This is a genomic window from Priestia endophytica, from assembly GCF_026790145.1.
Lineage (GTDB): Bacteria > Bacillota > Bacilli > Bacillales > Bacillaceae_H > Bacillus_I > Bacillus_I endophytica_A.
The window spans coordinates 226510-242669 of record NZ_JALAMS010000015.1; the positions used below are offsets into that span (position 1 = coordinate 226510).

The window sequence follows — 16160 nt, forward strand, 5'->3', positions numbered from 1 at the left end:
TTCAATCTCCCATCACCTCCTTTAGCCTTGAAAAAGGAATACAGATTTAATTTTTTGAAACAAGTCTTGTACAATTGACGCGACCATAAACAAAATATAAATAAAACCAATGAGCGTAACCCAGTTTGCAAAATCTTTTTTGCCCATTTGTTCTAGAACGGTTACTAAAAAAGCAACGATAATGCCTACTCCGGCAATTTGAAAAATGGTATTGATGTCTACCCCCATTTTGTTTCATCCTCCTACAGCTACAGTAATAAAATGACTAACAATAACCCTGTTAGGAACCCTAGGCTTTTCACCATCTTCTCGTAGCGCGTTTGCCTGTCAACAGCGTCTGCTTCCTCCCGCTCTAAATGGTTAAGTGTTAACACAATATGCTTTTGCTGTGAATACCGATCATGCTGTCCGAGCGTCTGTCCAAATTGTTTTAAAGCTTCTTTCTCCCCTTGCTTTAAAGCAGTTAGACGCCAATTTTCTTCTATACTAAGCAGCCAAGCCTCTCCAGCACTTTTTTGACCTTTTTCTAAATATGTTGCAAAAGAGTCAAAAAAGGAAGCGATTGGTTTTGGTACTTGTTCTGTTAATAAACGGGCAATCTGTGGTAGAGGACGATGACTATACATAATTTCTGCCTCAAGTGATCTTAGAGCACTTTTAAGCTGGCGAAGCTGTTTTGGTCTTGCATTGAGCTGTTTTGCGAGATCAAATCCAAACCATGTTGTCGCAACTAAAATAAACAAAGCCCCAAAAAGTTTCATTTTCTTACACCTTCTATTCCATCTTTCTTTCGTTTTACTTCCTGCTGAAAAATCCCTTCGACAGTGCCAGGTCCATTTCGATTTGAAAGAAGTACAAAACGGTCGATAATGCAAGCGTCTATTAGCGCTTTTAATGAAGGCCTTGTTGCCATATCTTTAACAGAGCTTCCATGAGCAGTTAAAATTAAGCTAACTCCTGCATGAACAGCTTCCAAAATAGCTTCTGTATCTTCTACTCGTCCAACTTCATCTACAATAAGAACGTTCGGACTCATTGAACGAATCAACATCATCATTCCTTCTGCTTTTGGACATGCATCAAGCACATCAACCCGAGGGCCAAACGTATGCTGTGGCACTCCGTCAAGACAGCCTGCAATTTCCGATCGTTCATCTACAATCCCCACTTTTTGCGAAGGAATTCTTTTTCTTTCTACTCCTGTGCTAACAAGGCGGGCAAGATCTCTTAGCATGGTTGTTTTCCCAGATTGAGGAGCTCCAATAATGACTGTGTTTAACCATTTACGATCGTAAAGACTGTCGATTAGACTTTCTCCAATTCCAATTTTCTCACGTGCAATTCGAATGTTTAATGACGTAATATCACGAATTGCTTTTACTTTGCCATTCTCAGTAATGACCCGCCCCGCTAGTCCGACACGGTGTCCACCTTTTATTGTGATATAGCCCTTTTGTAACTCTTCTTCAAGCATGTACATCGATGATTGACTAAGTTGACTAAGCATATATACGAAATCCTCTTTTACAGGTAATACGGAATAAAAAATAGGCTCGTCTTTTTTGATTAATTCAATAGGACGGTTAATCCTTAGCCGAATTTCTTGCACATCTTCATCTATATAGCGCCTGAGGAGCTCTACGACATGTTGAGGAAGTACACTTAAAACTGATTCCATCCTTAATCCCCTCGCCTACTTAGTTATTTTCAATGTATGCAAGCTTGGCTATTTTAATGCCAGAACGCTATTTGTAAATGCCAATAAAAATAAATGCTACTCCAAGGCCAATAAACACAAACTTTCCATATGAAAGCTGATCTGCGATGGAAAATAGACCAATTGAAATAGAGGCCAACATAACGAGCGGCCCAATTAAAGCTAATAAGCTGTTGATAAAAAGAGCTTTCTTGACATCGTTCCCAAAAAGAATAAGTACTGCTGCTGTTAGCTCAATAAATCCTGAGATAAAGCGCAAACACGCCATCGTAATAATTGTTGTATCAAACATATTCCAAAAAGGCCTCATCTGTTCACTTCTCCTCGCCTAAGAGCAAAATATTAGTACAACCTATGCTTTTTTTTGACTTTTATGCACAAAAAAAAGCAAGAGCCTAATAGGCCCTTGCTTTTTAATTTCAATTAAGCACGTGATACGTAACTTCCATCGCTTGTATTAACAACAAGAACGTCTCCTTGGTTTACGAAGAATGGAACTTGAACAACTAAACCTGTTTCAACTGTTGCAGGTTTTGTTCCACCTGAAGCCGTATCTCCTTTAATACCTGGTTCTGTTTCTGTTACTGTTAGCTCAACGCTATTTGGAAGCTCAACACCTAATGTTTCGCTTTCATACATCATAATGCTTACTTCCATGTTTTCTTTTAAGAACTTAAGCTCATATTCAATTTGAACTTCCGGAAGTTCAATTTGATCATATGTGTTTGTATCCATGAATACGTGTTGATCACCATTTGCATATAGATACTGCATTTTGCGATTATCGATTCGTGCTTTGTTTACTTTTTCACCTGCACGGAATGTTTTCTCTTGGACAGCTCCTGTACGAAGGTTACGAAGTTTAGAGCGAACAAATGCAGCTCCTTTTCCTGGCTTAACGTGCTGGAACTCCATTACTTGCCAAATTCCTCCGTCTACTTCGATTGTTAACCCTGTACGAAAATCATTTACTGAAACCATCTAATAGTCCTCCTAGTTTACCTTTATAAAATAATAAGTTCTTTTGGGGCATATGTTAAATTTTCATTGCCTTCATCTGTTATGAGCAAATCATCTTCAATTCGAACGCCGCCTACATTTGGTATGTAAATACCAGGCTCAACGGTTACAACCATACCAGGCTCTAGTACAGTATCAGAACGAGTTGAAAGAGCGGGACCTTCATGAACTTCAAGACCAATTCCATGGCCTGTGGAGTGCCCAAAGTATTCCCCATATCCATGTTCTATAATATAGTCACGCGATAAGGCATCGGCTTGAACTCCTGTAATACCTTTTTTAATACCGTCAACGCCACGCAACTGCGCCTTTAGAACGATGTCATAAATGTTCTTCAATTCATCACTAACGTCGCCAACAGCAACTGTTCTTGTAATATCTGAACAATACCCTTTATAGTACGCACCAAAATCAAGCGTTACAAGCTCGCCTTCCTTAATCACTTTTTCGCTAGCAGCTCCATGTGGTAAAGCGCTTCTATACCCTGAAGCAACTATTGTATCAAATGAAGAAGACGCTGCGCCATGTTTTCTCATATAAAATTCAAGCTCATTTGAAACCTCAAGCTCCGTTACACCGGGTTTGATGTACGATAAAATATGATTAAAAGCTTCGTCTGTTAACTTGGTAGCTTCCTTTAATATCTTAATCTCTTCACTAGTCTTAATCAAGCGTAAGTTTTCTACAAGACCTGAGACAGGAACAAGTTGGGCCGAGATTTCCTTTTGGTATGTGGAGAAGTCAGCGTACGTAATTGCATGTTCTTCAAATCCTAGCGCTTCGATTCCTAACTGTTCAACGACAGAAGCAATTTCTTTTGCAATTGGTCCAGTATGTTTGACAATTTCAAATCCTTCTGTTTGCTTTGTTGCTTGTTCTATGTAGCGAAAGTCTGTAATAAAGACGGCTTTTTCTTTTGAAATGACAACAACTCCAGCACTTCCCGTAAAGTTTGTCATGTAACGACGATTGTATTTACTTGTGATAAGAAGACCGTCAATTCCTCTTTGTTCAAAGCTTCCACGAAGTTTTACTAGTTTTTCTGACATGCTATTCCTTCCCTTCCGCGATATTCTTTAAAGCATTAATTCCCATTTCATATCCAAACAATCCAAACCCAACGATCTGACCTGCACTTACTGGTGCAATAACAGAGGTATGGCGGAATTCTTCTCTTGCATGAACATTTGAAATATGAACTTCTACAACCGGAATGTTAAGGCTTGCAATACAATCGCGAATCGCATAGCTATAATGAGTGAAAGCACCCGGGTTTAGGAGTACTCCATCACATGTTTCATTTGCTTTGTACATAGCATCAATAATTACACCTTCATGGTTGGATTGAAGAAAATCCAGAGAAAGGTCGAGAGCTTCCCCTTTTGTTTTTAAGCTGTTTTCTAAATCTACAAGCGTTGTACTTCCGTAAATTTCAGGCTCGCGCTTCCCTAAATAGTTTAAATTTGGTCCATTTATAACTAAGAATTGTTTCATAGCACTCTCCCTTTGCTTCAAAAAATTCCGTTCTTTCTTTATCTTATCATAAAGAAGGCGCTATAGCTTATGAGGAAGCACTAATTCGTCGCAATTCAGATTCTTCATACGAAATAGAATACCCAATAAAAATTCCATAGAGCAAGTAAAAACAAAAAGATGTAATGATGGTATCTTTACTAAGGTCTGTAATCTCTTTTAAATTTGGAAAAATCGGATTTAACAGAAAGAAAACAAAGCCCCAAAGTATAATACCATATGCCGCCCCAACCCACATGCTTTCAAATTTTCGTAGTAGTGCATAGTAAATAAGTGCAACAGGAATAGAAATAATGGCAAGGAGAATAATTCCAATAATATGTCCAATGATGTGATGTTTCCATTCTCCAAATGTCCAAGGCTCTAAAATAAGATTTGCTCGAATTTCACTCAAATTTAACACATATGCAATGTAGCTTAAAATACCAAACAAAACTCCTGCCGAAATACCAATCACAATCGCTTTATTCATAAAAGAAGGAAGCTTTTCTTTTTTCTCTTGATTTTTTTCCATCTTTTCTCACCTCACTAATTTTAGTATAATCTTTTTACCTAGATTCTATTTGCCTTTATATTGTTTGTTAGTTTTAGTCTAATTATCATAAAATTTGTCTAAACTAGAGAATATACAACAACCTAGAGGTTTCTTGCCTTTTCTTGTAGAATATAAATGACACAAAGAAAAAAGAAATTTGAATGAACTGTTCTTTACTGAAATAATTTAGTTAATACACAATTCATTAGTTAGGTTGGTGTTTGTACATCATGGCTCAAAATTCAAAACCCGTTTACGGTGGGCAGGCTGTTGTGGAAGGTGTTATGTTTGGTGGTAAAACCTCGTGCGTTACGGCTATCCGCCGAAAAGATCAAAGCATCGATTTCTTTGAAGCTCCCCGTAAATCATCACCATTTCTGAAAAAAATTAAAAAGGTTCCTTTTCTTCGCGGTATTGCGGCTATTGTTGAAGCTACAGCGAACGGTTCTAAACATCTCAATTTTTCATCAGATCGCTTTGATCTTGATCCTAGTGAAGATGAAAAACTGAAAGAGAAAAAAGAATCAAAGCTAACTATGATTCTTGGCGTGGCTGTTATAGGCGTTCTCTCTTTTATCATTGGTAAAGTGTTAATGACACTTGTTCCCGTATTTTTAGCAGAACTAACAAGGCCCATTTTTTCTTCAGATGTGGCACAGATAGTTGTTGAATCTTTCTTCAAATTTTTATTGATTATCTGCTATATTTTCTTAATCTCGCAAACGCCGCTTATAAAACGAGTATTTCAGTATCACGGGGCGGAACATAAGGTTATTAATGCGTACGAAAAGGGAATAGAGTTAACAATAGAAGGTGTACAGTCCCAGTCCCGTCTTCATTACAGATGCGGAAGTAGTTTTATTCTATTTACTGTTATTGTTGGTATGTTCGTTTATTTACTAGTTCCAACTGATCCACTTTGGGTAAGGATTGTAAATCGCCTCGCTCTTATCCCCGTTGTTCTTGGTCTTTCTTTTGAAGTATTGCAATTAACAAACAAACTAAGCTCTTTCCCTGTTCTAAAATATTTAGGTTACCCAGGGTTATGGCTTCAGCTCTTAACAACGAAAGAACCAAAAGACGATCAAGTAGAAGTTGCGATTGCTTCTTTCTCACGCCTACTTGCTCTTGAAGAAAAAAAAGCCGGAACAACCCAAAATAAAGTTGTGTAAAACTTTTTTACAATAAATAGTGTACATCTTTGGTGGAGGTGAAGATAATGAGACGTTCTTTTGTTACGTATGTTGTGTACGCCGTCATTACACTTGGGGTAGTTGGTTTTCTGTATACAATTTTGTTTGAACCAGGGAGTCTCTTACGCTCTATCGGAACAATCTTTTTCTTCTTGATTATTTTTTATCTCGTATATCGCTTTGTTTTAGGCCGTCGTCAGCCCTCCAGTTCTCCGTATGATCGAAAATACGCTCAAGCCGTAAAGCAGTCAAAATCTCGTTTGAGAGCGCGAGAAAAAGCTAAAGTTAAGCCAAAAAAGCGTATGATTAAAAATCCAAAAATCACGCCTATTCAAGGTAAAGCCAAAAATCTTGGTCAGTCTTTTACGAAAGAACGAAAACGTAGCTCAAGTCACTTAACGGTCATCGAAGGTAAAAAAGGTAAAAAGAAAAACAGAGCTCTTTTCTAATAAAAAAACCAGGTGACAGCTGTCACCTGGTTTTTTAATATGTCCACGTTTTCAAAAAGGCATTTGCACGCTCTCTGCCTAAAGAAATCAATTCTTCTTTTTTTTCTTCTGTTAACCCAAATTCCGTTGTAAGCGTGGAATCAACCGGCAGAAAAATAATATCTCGTTCATGCTTTTTAGAAATATGTCTAGCATCATGTGCATTTTTCATCGTATCAAAAAGAGCACCAAATAAGTCAATTGCATTATGGATTTCAGCTGACTGCACACTATCTTCAGGAGAGCTAAACTTCACTCCTAGAACAGGACGTACTTTTGGTTGATCTCGTTTTTGAAACAGCCACATTGGAAAATTACTTAGCACTCCACCGTCTACAATTATTTTGACTCCTGAGTTTGCTTTTAGCTTTACAGGTTCAAAAAAGTAAGGTAAGCTACAGCTCATTCTCACAGCTTTAGCTACAGAAAATTTCTCAGGGTTAATTCCGTAGCTTGGCAAGTCATCTGGAATTACGACAATCTTTCCATCCGTAATATCTGAAGCAATAATACGTAAAGCATGTTTTGGCACATCTCCAAATGAATATATTCCTCTTGCTTTTAACTTTTCCTCTATCCAAAGTTCAAGGCGATCTCCTTTATATAAACCAAGGCGCCAATATAAAAGAAGCCATTTCCCCCACTTTGCAGGCAAAAGAGAGGCTCTGCTGTCTAACAAATCACTGAGCTCCATTTCTTCTAACATTTTTTGTATATCTCTACTTGTATAGCCTGCAACAATAAAAGCAGAAATAATTGCTCCTGCGCTCGTTCCTGCCAACCTGCGATAAATAAGTCCTTTGTTTTCCACTGCTTGAAGAGCTCCCACAAGTGCAAACCCTTTAATACCGCCTCCTGCAAAAACGCCGTCTATGTACAAGGTTTCACCCCTTCAAAATCCGCCTTTTTACATTTTTAATCGCACCTTTCTTTCTTTATGCACGTCTTTATAAAAACAATAAAAAAACGTTAAGCACTTGGTGCTTAACGTTTCTATATTTATTGTTCACTTTTACGCTGTGTTGCACGAAGAGCTTCAACACGCGCTTCATTTTCTTCAAAATATTGAACGAGATCACCAATACGATCAATTGAATTCCAGCTTAAATGATGCTCAATTCCTTCAACATCCTCATAAATATTCTCTTCATCAACACCAATGATTCGAAGTAATTGCTCAAGCAATTCATGGCGATATACGAGACGCTTCCCAATTTTTTGGCCTTTTGCTGTTAAAATTAAGCCGCGATATTTCTCATAAATTAAATATTCGTCTTTATCAAGCTTTTGAACCATTTTTGTTACTGAGGAGGGATGAACAGCCAAGGCTTCTGCAATATCCGATACTCGGGCATACCCTTTGTCTTCAATTAGCATATAAATTTGTTCAATATAATCTTCCATACTTGGCGTTGGCATAACTTCTCCTCCATTATTTCCATTTGTTTTATGTAAAACTGCATTTAAATTTTACTATACAATAACCTTAAAAACAAGCAACGACAATAGCAAATCAACCGAGGAGAGAGCCCCGGTTGATTTACGTTGTTTTCTTTATAGGCCACATTTTAACTGAGCGTTACAATTTGTGCATGTATTACAACCGCCAAGTTCCTCAACGATTCCCTCACGACAAACTGGGCACGTATCTCCAACTTCAGAGCCATACGTTACTTCCTCAGCTTCCTTTGTTTTTTGTACAGAAACTTTTGTCTCAGTTTCTTCTTCAAACGAGTTATCTTCTGCTTTTAAAGAAAGAACTTGAGCGTCGCGACTTCCGTCTACATATACTGTACCGCCCTTTGCTCCACCTTTATATAAACGCTCGTATACTTTTTGAACTTGTTCAACTGTATAACCGCGTGGTGCATTAACCGTTTTACTTATTGAACTGTCAACCCAACGCTGAATGACACACTGTACGTCAGCATGTGCTTCAGGTGAAAGACTCATTGCAGATACAAACCAGTGTGGCAATTTATTTTCGTCAGCTTCAGGATGTGCATCAAGATACTCCTGAACGATATCTGCTTTTACTTCAATAAACTTACCAAGGCGTCCACTTCTAAAGTAAGAGAAAGAGAAATATGGCTCAAGACCTGTTGATACACCGACCATTGTTCCTGTGCTTCCTGTTGGAGCAACAGTTAGAAGATGCGAGTTGCGGATTCCATGCTCTTTTACGCTATCTAAAATATCAGCAGGCATCTTGCTCATATAACCTGTTCTTGTAAAGTTTTCTCTGAGTTCTTGCGTTTCTTCCTCATTTTCCCCAACAAGGAATGGAAAGCTCCCTTTTTCTTTGGCAAGCTCTACAGAAGCACGGTAAGCTGTTGTTGCAATTGTTTCAAAAACACGATTAACAAGCTCATTTCCTTCTTTTGAACCGTACTCTGTTTCACAATAAATAAGTAAATCATGAAGTCCCATTACGCCAAGACCAACACGTCGTTCCCCAAGGGCTTGCTTACGATTTGGCTCAAGGAAGTAAGGAGTAGCGTCGATTACATTATCTTGCATGCGCACGCCTACTTCTACAGTTCTTTTTAACTTCTCAAAATCTACTGTTTTATTCTTTTTATCCGCCATTTGTGCTAAGTTCACAGCAGCTAAGTTACAAACACTATATGGTGCAAGAGGCTGCTCACCGCAAGGGTTTGTAGCTACAACTTGTTGACCATATGCACTTGCATTTGTCATATCATTAGCATTATCAATGAAGAAAACACCAGGTTCTGCTGAATATGTTGCACAAATGTTAATCAAATTCCAAAGCTCTTTTGCTTTGATTTTACGATATGTGCGTACACTGTATCCTTGTTCTTTCCATTTACGTACGTCTCCAACTTCATGCCAGTTTTCATTGTAGGCATTCATTTCTTCTTCTGAATAAGCCTCAACGTCTGGGAAACGAAGTTCATACTCTGTATCGTTTTCAACAGCTTCCATGAATTCTTTTGTTAAACAAACAGAAATGTTTGCTCCTGTTAGAAACTCAGCATTATGAACGCTGTATGTTCCACCTGCAGCTAATTTCTCTTTTGCATCTTCAATCACTTTTGCAGGAAATCCACCTTGTCCAGGAATGTTTTCATAATTTAAGATGCCTTGATACATGTCACGCTCATTTGCTGTAAATGGTGTAAACTTCAGCTTGTCCCCCGCCGCTTTTTTAATTCCTTCATCTTTTGTTGTTTGAATTAAGAAGCGTAAAATACGTGGATTTTGCATTTTAGAAATAATGAATTCCACAATATCTGGGTGCCAGTCAGCAAGCATAATCATTTGCGCTCCACGACGAGATCCACCTTGTTCAACAAGATGGGTTAGCTTTGCAATATCATCTAACCATGATACAGATCCGCTTGATTTTCCGTTGACGCCTCTAGCAAGTGTGTTGCGTGGGCGAAGAGTAGAGCCATTTGTGCCAACTCCTCCACCTCTGCTCATAATTTCCATCACTTGCTTGCGATGTTCTGAAATTCCTTCGCGTGAATCTTTTACATATGGCATAACATAGCAATTGAAGTATGTAACATCTGTGTTAGCCCCTGCTCCATACAATACGCGTCCTGCCGGTACAAAATTTGTACTTTTTAATTCTTCATAAAAAGCTTGAAACCATTTTTGGCGCTTCTCTTCTGTTTTCTCTGATGAAGAAAGACCAACTGCATTTCGTTTAGCAATTTGCTCATAAAAAATTTCAAGCGGCTTTTCCATTACGTCTAGTGAACGTTCAACAATTCCAGTTTGAACTTCAAGCTCGTCCGTTAAAGAACCGCGAAATTCTTCTTCAATCCATACTTTTGCTGTTTTTTTCTCCCAGTTAATAGAACGAATAAATCCTAGACCGCGCGCAGGGAATTTAGGATCGTCTTTGACTGTTAATACAACGAAGTCTCCCTCTGTTAACGTCACCTTTTTCGTATCTTTGAACGAATATCTGTCAAGCATTACAAGTCTTGACACGCCTTTATGAGTCATATTCATATCTGCTGTAATTTCATGCACTTGAGGAAATAAACCAATATCCTTATTTAATTTCTCAATGTTCACTTTTGGTTCCTCGTTTAGAACAACAGTCATACACACATCTCCCTCTTACTTGTACTATATTATTAAAGCTAACATAAAAGGACCGACTAATCAATATATAGTATTCATCAATAAACGACATACTATATATTGATTTTTTGTCAAGTCCTTTTCGGAATTTGCTTATTTTTTTAAAACACAACTTTTTTATTGTACACTTTTTTGAAGCAAAATGGGAGAGAGATTATCTACGGTAATTCCATTCATCTTTAGCATATTTATCCAAAGCTAATTTCTTAACGTAGGCTTCTTCTTCTTCTGAAAGGATGTATTCTTCTAATTTGATGTTCAATCCTTTTTCAAAACCTCTTTTAAAAGCCTCATTTGCCTCTTCAATTGAAACAATCCGTCCAGCTACATCATTTACTGCAACTGCTTTATTCCGAAAAGATTTTCTCATTCTCTCTTTCACACGTTCACTTGGATAATGGAACATGCTAAAAAGCGCTTCCTCATCAATTGAAAGCAAGATAGAACCATGTTGAAGAATGACCCCTTTTTGACGAGTTTGTGCACTTCCTGCTACTTTACGTCCTTCAACAACAAGTTCGTACCATGAAGGAGCATCAAAACAAACCGAAGATCTTGGATTTTTTAATCCTTCTTTTTCTTCTTCTGTTCGTGGAATTGCAAAGTAAGCGTCTAAACCAAGCGCGCGAAATCCTTCTAAAAGACCTTCTGAAATTACTCTGTATGCTTCTGTAACCGTATGTGGCATGCTTTTGTGTTGCTCAGATACAATAACGCTATACGTGAGCTCATCGTCGTGTAGAACGCCTCTACCGCCTGTTGGCCGTCTTACAAATCCAAGTCCGCGTTTTCTTACTTCTTCAAAATTCACTTCTTTTTCTGCTTTTTGAAAATAACCGATTGATAAAGTTGCTGGGTCCCATCCATAAAAACGAATAGTTGGTGGAATTTTGCCTTCACTATGCCAATCAAGTAAAGCTTCATCAAGAGCCATATTATAATACGGTGAATGTTTACTCCAATTAATAAAACACCAAACTTCTGTCATCTTTCTCATCCCTAACTTTTTTCTTTTTTCGACACTTATTTTTTGAACATTCTTATACAGTTTATCAAAACCAATTTGTCGTGCAAAGAATTTAGGTGGTTGCTTTACTTCTTTTAAAGAGAACTTATATAATAGAGATATCTCGTATTTTAGTAGTCACATGAAAGAGAGGATTATGTTTGATGGAAGGCATTTACGTCATTTTAATTTTATTAGGAGCTTTTATCGTATACTCGATCATTATGCTTCTCATGCAACGCCGCATTATGAAATCGTTAACGGAAGCAGAATTTCGCGCTGGGTACCGTAAAGCGCAGCTTATTGATATTCGCGAACAAAAAGACTTTGAAGGTGGGCACATTTTAGGAGCTCGTAATATCCCGCTTTCACAGCTAAAAATGCGTATTAAAGAGCTTCGTCCAGATCAGCCTGTCTATCTTTACGATCAAGCTGGCATTCGTACAGGAAAAGCAGCACAAATGATTCGTCGTCATCGTGGAATTAAAGACATTTATCAGTTAAAAGGCGGCTTTAAACTTTGGACAGGCAAAGTAAAAACAAAGAAAAAATAATGGATTACACATAAGAAAAGGATGGAGAATACTCTCCATCCTTTTTGATTGTTAAATTTTCACTTCTTCTTTTTTATAACGTAAAACAGGCTTACGAGCTGCAAGTGTTTCATCAAGACGTCCAATAACCGTTGTGTGCGGGGCTTCTTGCACAATTTCAGGGTTATCTTCTACTTCTTTTGCAATCGTAATCATTGCTTCAATGAAATTATCCAATGTTTCTTTTGATTCTGTTTCCGTTGGCTCAATCATCATACCTTCTTCTACATTTAACGGGAAATAAATTGTTGGAGGATGATAACCGAAATCAAGAAGTCGTTTCGCCATATCAAGCGTTCTTACTCCTAAATGCTTCTGTCGCCTTCCAGATAGTACAAATTCATGCTTGCAATGCCGATTAAATGGTAAATCAAAATAAGGAGCAAGCTTACGCATTAAGTAATTTGCGTTGAGAACCGCATACTCTGATACAGCCTTGAGTCCGTCTCCACCCATTGTGCGAATATATGTATAAGCTCGCACATTGATCGAGAAATTCCCATAATACGGCTTAACACGACCAATGGACTTTGGAATGTTATAGTCAAACGTATAACCATTTTCTTTTTTGATTAACACTGGCTTTGGTAAGAAAGGAATAAGCTCTTTTTTCACTCCAACAGGACCAGAACCAGGGCCACCTCCACCATGAGGACCTGTAAATGTTTTATGCAGATTCAAATGAACAACATCAAATCCCATATCTCCTGGACGTGCTTTACTTAATACAGCATTCAAATTTGCTCCATCATAATAAAGTTTCCCGCCTGCATCGTGAACAATTTGAGCCATTTCAATAATATTTTCTTCAAACAAACCAAGCGTGTTCGGGTTTGTAAGCATAAGAGCTGCTGTATCCTCTCCAACAACCTGCCGGAGATGATTTAAATCTACAAGACCGTTTTCATCTGATTTCACAGTAATGGTTTCAAAACCAGCTACAGTAGCTGAAGCAGGATTTGTTCCATGTGCAGAGTCTGGAACAATCACTTTTGTTCGGTTAAAATCTCCTTTTTCTTCATGGAAGGCACGAATAAGCATAAGTCCTGTCCATTCTCCGTGAGCTCCTGCTGCAGGCTGCAACGTGACCTCATCCATTCCGGTAATTTCCTTCAAACTCTCCTGAAGGTCAAATAAAAGAGCGAGAGCTCCTTGAACACTTTCTTCGTCTTGCAATGGATGAATATGTGAAAATCCTGGATAACGTGCTACATCTTCATTTACTTTTGGATTGTATTTCATTGTACAAGAACCAAGTGGATAAAAACCTGAGTCAACTCCATGGTTTCTTTTTGAAAGAGCTGTATAATGTCTTACAATGTCTAGTTCTGATACTTCTGGTAATAACGGTTCTTCCTTTCTTTCATAGTCTCCTCCTAAAATAGAAGAAACGTCTACTTCTTCTACATCAAGTTCTGGCAAGGAATAACCTTTTCTCCCGTGCTTACTCAACTCAAAGATTAGCGGCTGATCAGTTTTCATGATGAAATCCCCTCACTTCTTCTACAAATTTATCAATCTCGTCTTTTGAACGGATTTCCGTTACAGCAATAAGCATACACCCTTGTAAGCTGTTATCATCGCGTCCTAAATCATAACCACCAATAATTCCTTTTTTCAAAAGTGAAGCGTTTAGTTTCTGAATACTACAGTCGAAAGAAACAACAAATTCATTGAAAAAAGCGTTAGAAAACCAAACATCAAACCCTGCTTCTTCAAAAGCTTTTTTCGCATAGTGCGCTTTGCTCATATTTTGCTTTGCCATCTCTTTTACACCACTTTTGCCGAGGGATGTCATAGCTACTGAAGCTGCTAGAGCGTTTAATGCTTGATTCGAACAAATATTTGACGTTGCTTTGTCACGACGTATATGCTGTTCTCTTGCCTGAAGCGTCAGCACAAATCCTCGCTTTCCATCATTGTCTTTTGTTTGACCAACAAGTCTTCCAGGAATTTTACGCATTAATTTTTTAGATGTCGCAAAATAACCGCAGTGAGGCCCTCCAAACTGCATTGGAATTCCAAAAGGTTGAGCGTCTCCTACAACAATATCCGCTCCAAATTCTCCCGGGGGAGCAAGTACGCCAAGCGAGAGTGGATTGCTCGACACAACAAAAAGAGCATTTTGCTTATGAGCAATTTTTTCAATTTCTTTTAAAGGTTCAACTTGACCGAAAAAGTTTGGATATTGAAGAATAACGCTTCCCACATTTTCATCCATCTCTTCTTCTAACACTCGTAAATTTGTTAATCCATCCTTATGAGGAATTTCAACAACAGTAAGGTTTTGGCCTTTTGCATATGTTTTTAATACCTCTCTTGATTCTGGATGAACAGCTGACGAAACAAGTATTTTTCGTTTTTTAGTATGACCAGCACTTACCATCGCCGCTTCCGCAAGTGCTGTACCTCCGTCATACATTGAAGAGTTGGCAACATCCATCCCTGTTAATTCACAAATCATCGTTTGAAATTCAAAAATAGCTTGAAGTTCTCCTTGCGAAATCTCAGGCTGATATGGCGTATATGCAGTATAAAACTCCGAGCGTGAAATAATATGGTCTACAATAGAGGGAATGTAGTGATCATAAACACCTGCGCCTAAAAAAGAAGCATATTGCTTTGTTGAAGCATTTTGCGCTGATAAAGCATAAAGCTCTCGTGTTAAGCAAGCTTCAGGTGCTCTCTTTTTTAATTTGTATTCTCTTTTAAAACGAACGCTTTCTGGAATATCTTCAAAAAGCTCATCAACGGTAGAAACACCAATTGCTGCTAACATTTCTCTACGATCTTCTTCTGTCATTGGCAAGTAATGATGGGTCATAGCGTTTTTGCTCCTTTTTTCCGCTTATAAAACGGTGTTTTAATAATGGATGCTTTCACAAACTTATTACGAATTTCAACAAACACTTCACTTGCAAGAGAGGTATATTCTTCATTGATAAGAGCCAACCCAATATTTTTTTTTAGAGTTGGAGATTGCGTTCCTGTTGTTACCTTTCCAACTTCTTTTCCATCTACAAAAACCCGGTAGCCATGACGAGGGATGCCGCGTTCAATCATTTCAAGACCAACAAGTTTTCGTTTTACTCCTGTTTCTTTTTGTTTTACTAGGTCTTCTTTTCCGATAAATGAAGATTTATTTAACTTAACGGCAAAACCAATTCCTGCTTCATATGGTGTGATGTCGTGTGAAAGTTCTTGCCCATAAAGGGGAAGAGCTGCTTCAAAGCGAAGGGTATCCCTCGCTCCTAATCCGCATGGTAATAGTCCTTCATCTCTTCCTGCTCTTAGAATTGTTTCCCATAAGAAAGACGCATGTTCCTTTTGACAATAAATTTCAAATCCATCTTCTCCTGTATAACCAGTTCTTGAAATCAGCACCTCAACCCCATTTACCGAGACACTATTTTGAAAATTAAAAAAACTTATTTTAGAAAGATCAAGAGAAGTTAGTTTACTTAATACCTTTTCTGATGAAGGACCTTGTAGAGCGATGAGAGCTATTTCTTCTGATACATTTGTTAACGTAACATCAGGTGTAAGATGGGCTTTCATCCAGTCAAAATCCTTCTCAATATTTGAAGCATTCACAACAACAAAATAAGAGTTAAGAGAAAGCTGATAAACAAGCAAATCATCAACAGTTCCTCCATCCTCATAGCACATTGCCGTATACTGAGCTTTTCCTGGAGAAAGAGCAGAAACATCGTTTGTCATTAATTTTTGTAGATAATCAAGGCTTCCCTTTCCTTCTACTTTAAACTCTCCCATATGTGAAACATCAAAAAGCCCACATTTAGTACGAACAGCTATATGCTCTTCTTTTATGGATGAAAATTGAACAGGCATACTCCATCCGCCAAAATCAATCATTTTAGCACCAAGCTTACTGTGTATATCATAAAGCGGCGTTTTCTTCATCATTCTCATCTCCTATAAAATTGACA

General features: G+C 38.0%; 18 protein-coding genes. 3 read left to right on the forward strand and 15 right to left on the reverse strand.

Going from position 1 to position 16160, the window contains the following annotated elements; genetic code table 11:
• Positions 1–21 precede the first annotated feature (21 nt).
• From spoIIIAC to MOC86_RS13160, 8 genes are all read right to left on the reverse strand, one after another.
• Positions 22–228 (reverse strand): stage III sporulation protein AC, encoded by a 207-nt coding sequence (gene spoIIIAC / locus MOC86_RS13125; RefSeq protein WP_019391532.1) that lies wholly within the window; start codon positions 226–228, stop codon positions 22–24.
• A gap of 20 nt (positions 229–248) precedes the next feature.
• Entirely contained in the window at positions 249–761 is a 513-nt protein-coding gene (gene spoIIIAB, locus MOC86_RS13130) for a stage III sporulation protein SpoIIIAB (RefSeq protein ID WP_243517746.1), read from the reverse strand.
• Positions 758–1678 carry a stage III sporulation protein AA gene (gene spoIIIAA, locus MOC86_RS13135; RefSeq protein WP_268584574.1) on the reverse strand — a complete coding sequence of 307 codons (921 nt, stop codon included), beginning with the start codon at positions 1676–1678 and terminating at the stop codon, positions 758–760. The genes spoIIIAB and spoIIIAA overlap by 4 nt, the downstream gene beginning before the upstream one ends.
• A gap of 67 nt (positions 1679–1745) precedes the next feature.
• On the reverse strand, positions 1746–2027 hold the full coding sequence (locus MOC86_RS13140; RefSeq protein ID WP_061801950.1) for a YqhV family protein: 282 nt from the start codon (positions 2025–2027) through the stop codon (positions 1746–1748).
• A 113-nt stretch (positions 2028–2140) separates the two neighbouring features.
• Positions 2141–2698, reverse strand: a complete 558-nt coding sequence (gene efp / locus MOC86_RS13145; protein WP_019391528.1) for an elongation factor P — start codon at positions 2696–2698, stop codon at positions 2141–2143.
• Between the two features lie 23 nt (positions 2699–2721).
• Positions 2722–3786, reverse strand: coding sequence for a M24 family metallopeptidase (locus MOC86_RS13150; protein ID WP_268584575.1), 1065 nt, complete (start codon positions 3784–3786; stop codon positions 2722–2724).
• 1 nt (position 3787) lies between these two features.
• Positions 3788–4231, reverse strand: a complete 444-nt coding sequence (gene aroQ / locus MOC86_RS13155) for a type II 3-dehydroquinate dehydratase (protein ID WP_040056774.1) — start codon at positions 4229–4231, stop codon at positions 3788–3790.
• Between the two features lie 67 nt (positions 4232–4298).
• On the reverse strand, positions 4299–4784 hold the full coding sequence (locus MOC86_RS13160; protein ID WP_268584576.1) for a YqhR family membrane protein: 486 nt from the start codon (positions 4782–4784) through the stop codon (positions 4299–4301).
• Positions 4785–5035: 251 nt separating this feature from the next.
• Between MOC86_RS13160 and MOC86_RS13165 the strand changes: the two genes are divergently transcribed.
• Entirely contained in the window at positions 5036–5977 is a 942-nt protein-coding gene (locus MOC86_RS13165; protein ID WP_268584577.1) for a DUF1385 domain-containing protein, read from the forward strand.
• A gap of 47 nt (positions 5978–6024) precedes the next feature.
• Complete coding sequence (locus MOC86_RS13170) at positions 6025–6447, forward strand: SA1362 family protein (protein WP_243517736.1); 423 nt, start codon at positions 6025–6027, stop codon at positions 6445–6447.
• A gap of 34 nt (positions 6448–6481) precedes the next feature.
• Here MOC86_RS13170 and MOC86_RS13175 read toward each other — a convergent pair whose 3' ends face one another.
• The 4 genes from MOC86_RS13175 to MOC86_RS13190 form a co-directional block, all read right to left on the reverse strand.
• The gene (locus MOC86_RS13175; RefSeq protein ID WP_268584578.1) at positions 6482–7366 is read right to left on the reverse strand and encodes a patatin-like phospholipase family protein; all 885 of its coding nucleotides are present in this window, start codon (positions 7364–7366) and stop codon (positions 6482–6484) included.
• 119 nt (positions 7367–7485) lie between these two features.
• Entirely contained in the window at positions 7486–7905 is a 420-nt protein-coding gene (gene mntR / locus MOC86_RS13180; RefSeq protein WP_019391521.1) for a transcriptional regulator MntR, read from the reverse strand.
• Between the two features lie 135 nt (positions 7906–8040).
• A complete protein-coding gene (locus MOC86_RS13185; RefSeq protein WP_268584579.1) occupies positions 8041–10572 on the reverse strand; it encodes a vitamin B12-dependent ribonucleotide reductase in 2532 nt (843 codons plus the stop codon).
• Positions 10573–10765: 193 nt separating this feature from the next.
• On the reverse strand, positions 10766–11599 hold the full coding sequence (locus MOC86_RS13190) for a lipoate--protein ligase family protein (protein WP_419146637.1): 834 nt from the start codon (positions 11597–11599) through the stop codon (positions 10766–10768).
• A gap of 182 nt (positions 11600–11781) precedes the next feature.
• Between MOC86_RS13190 and MOC86_RS13195 the strand changes: the two genes are divergently transcribed.
• Entirely contained in the window at positions 11782–12171 is a 390-nt protein-coding gene (locus MOC86_RS13195) for a rhodanese-like domain-containing protein (protein WP_268584581.1), read from the forward strand.
• A gap of 51 nt (positions 12172–12222) precedes the next feature.
• On the opposite strand, the gene gcvPB is transcribed toward MOC86_RS13195, so the two are convergent.
• Genes gcvPB through gcvT form a run of 3 tightly spaced genes read right to left on the reverse strand, consistent with a single transcriptional unit; the run spans position 12223 to position 16137 of the window.
• Positions 12223–13695 carry an aminomethyl-transferring glycine dehydrogenase subunit GcvPB gene (gene gcvPB, locus MOC86_RS13200; RefSeq protein ID WP_268584621.1) on the reverse strand — a complete coding sequence of 491 codons (1473 nt, stop codon included), beginning with the start codon at positions 13693–13695 and terminating at the stop codon, positions 12223–12225.
• Positions 13682–15034, reverse strand: a complete 1353-nt coding sequence (gene gcvPA / locus MOC86_RS13205; protein WP_268584582.1) for an aminomethyl-transferring glycine dehydrogenase subunit GcvPA — start codon at positions 15032–15034, stop codon at positions 13682–13684. Before gcvPA ends, gcvPB begins: the two co-directional genes overlap by 14 nt.
• Positions 15031–16137 (reverse strand): glycine cleavage system aminomethyltransferase GcvT, encoded by a 1107-nt coding sequence (gene gcvT / locus MOC86_RS13210; protein WP_268584583.1) that lies wholly within the window; start codon positions 16135–16137, stop codon positions 15031–15033. The genes gcvPA and gcvT overlap by 4 nt, the downstream gene beginning before the upstream one ends.
• Positions 16138–16160: the final 23 nt, after the last annotated feature.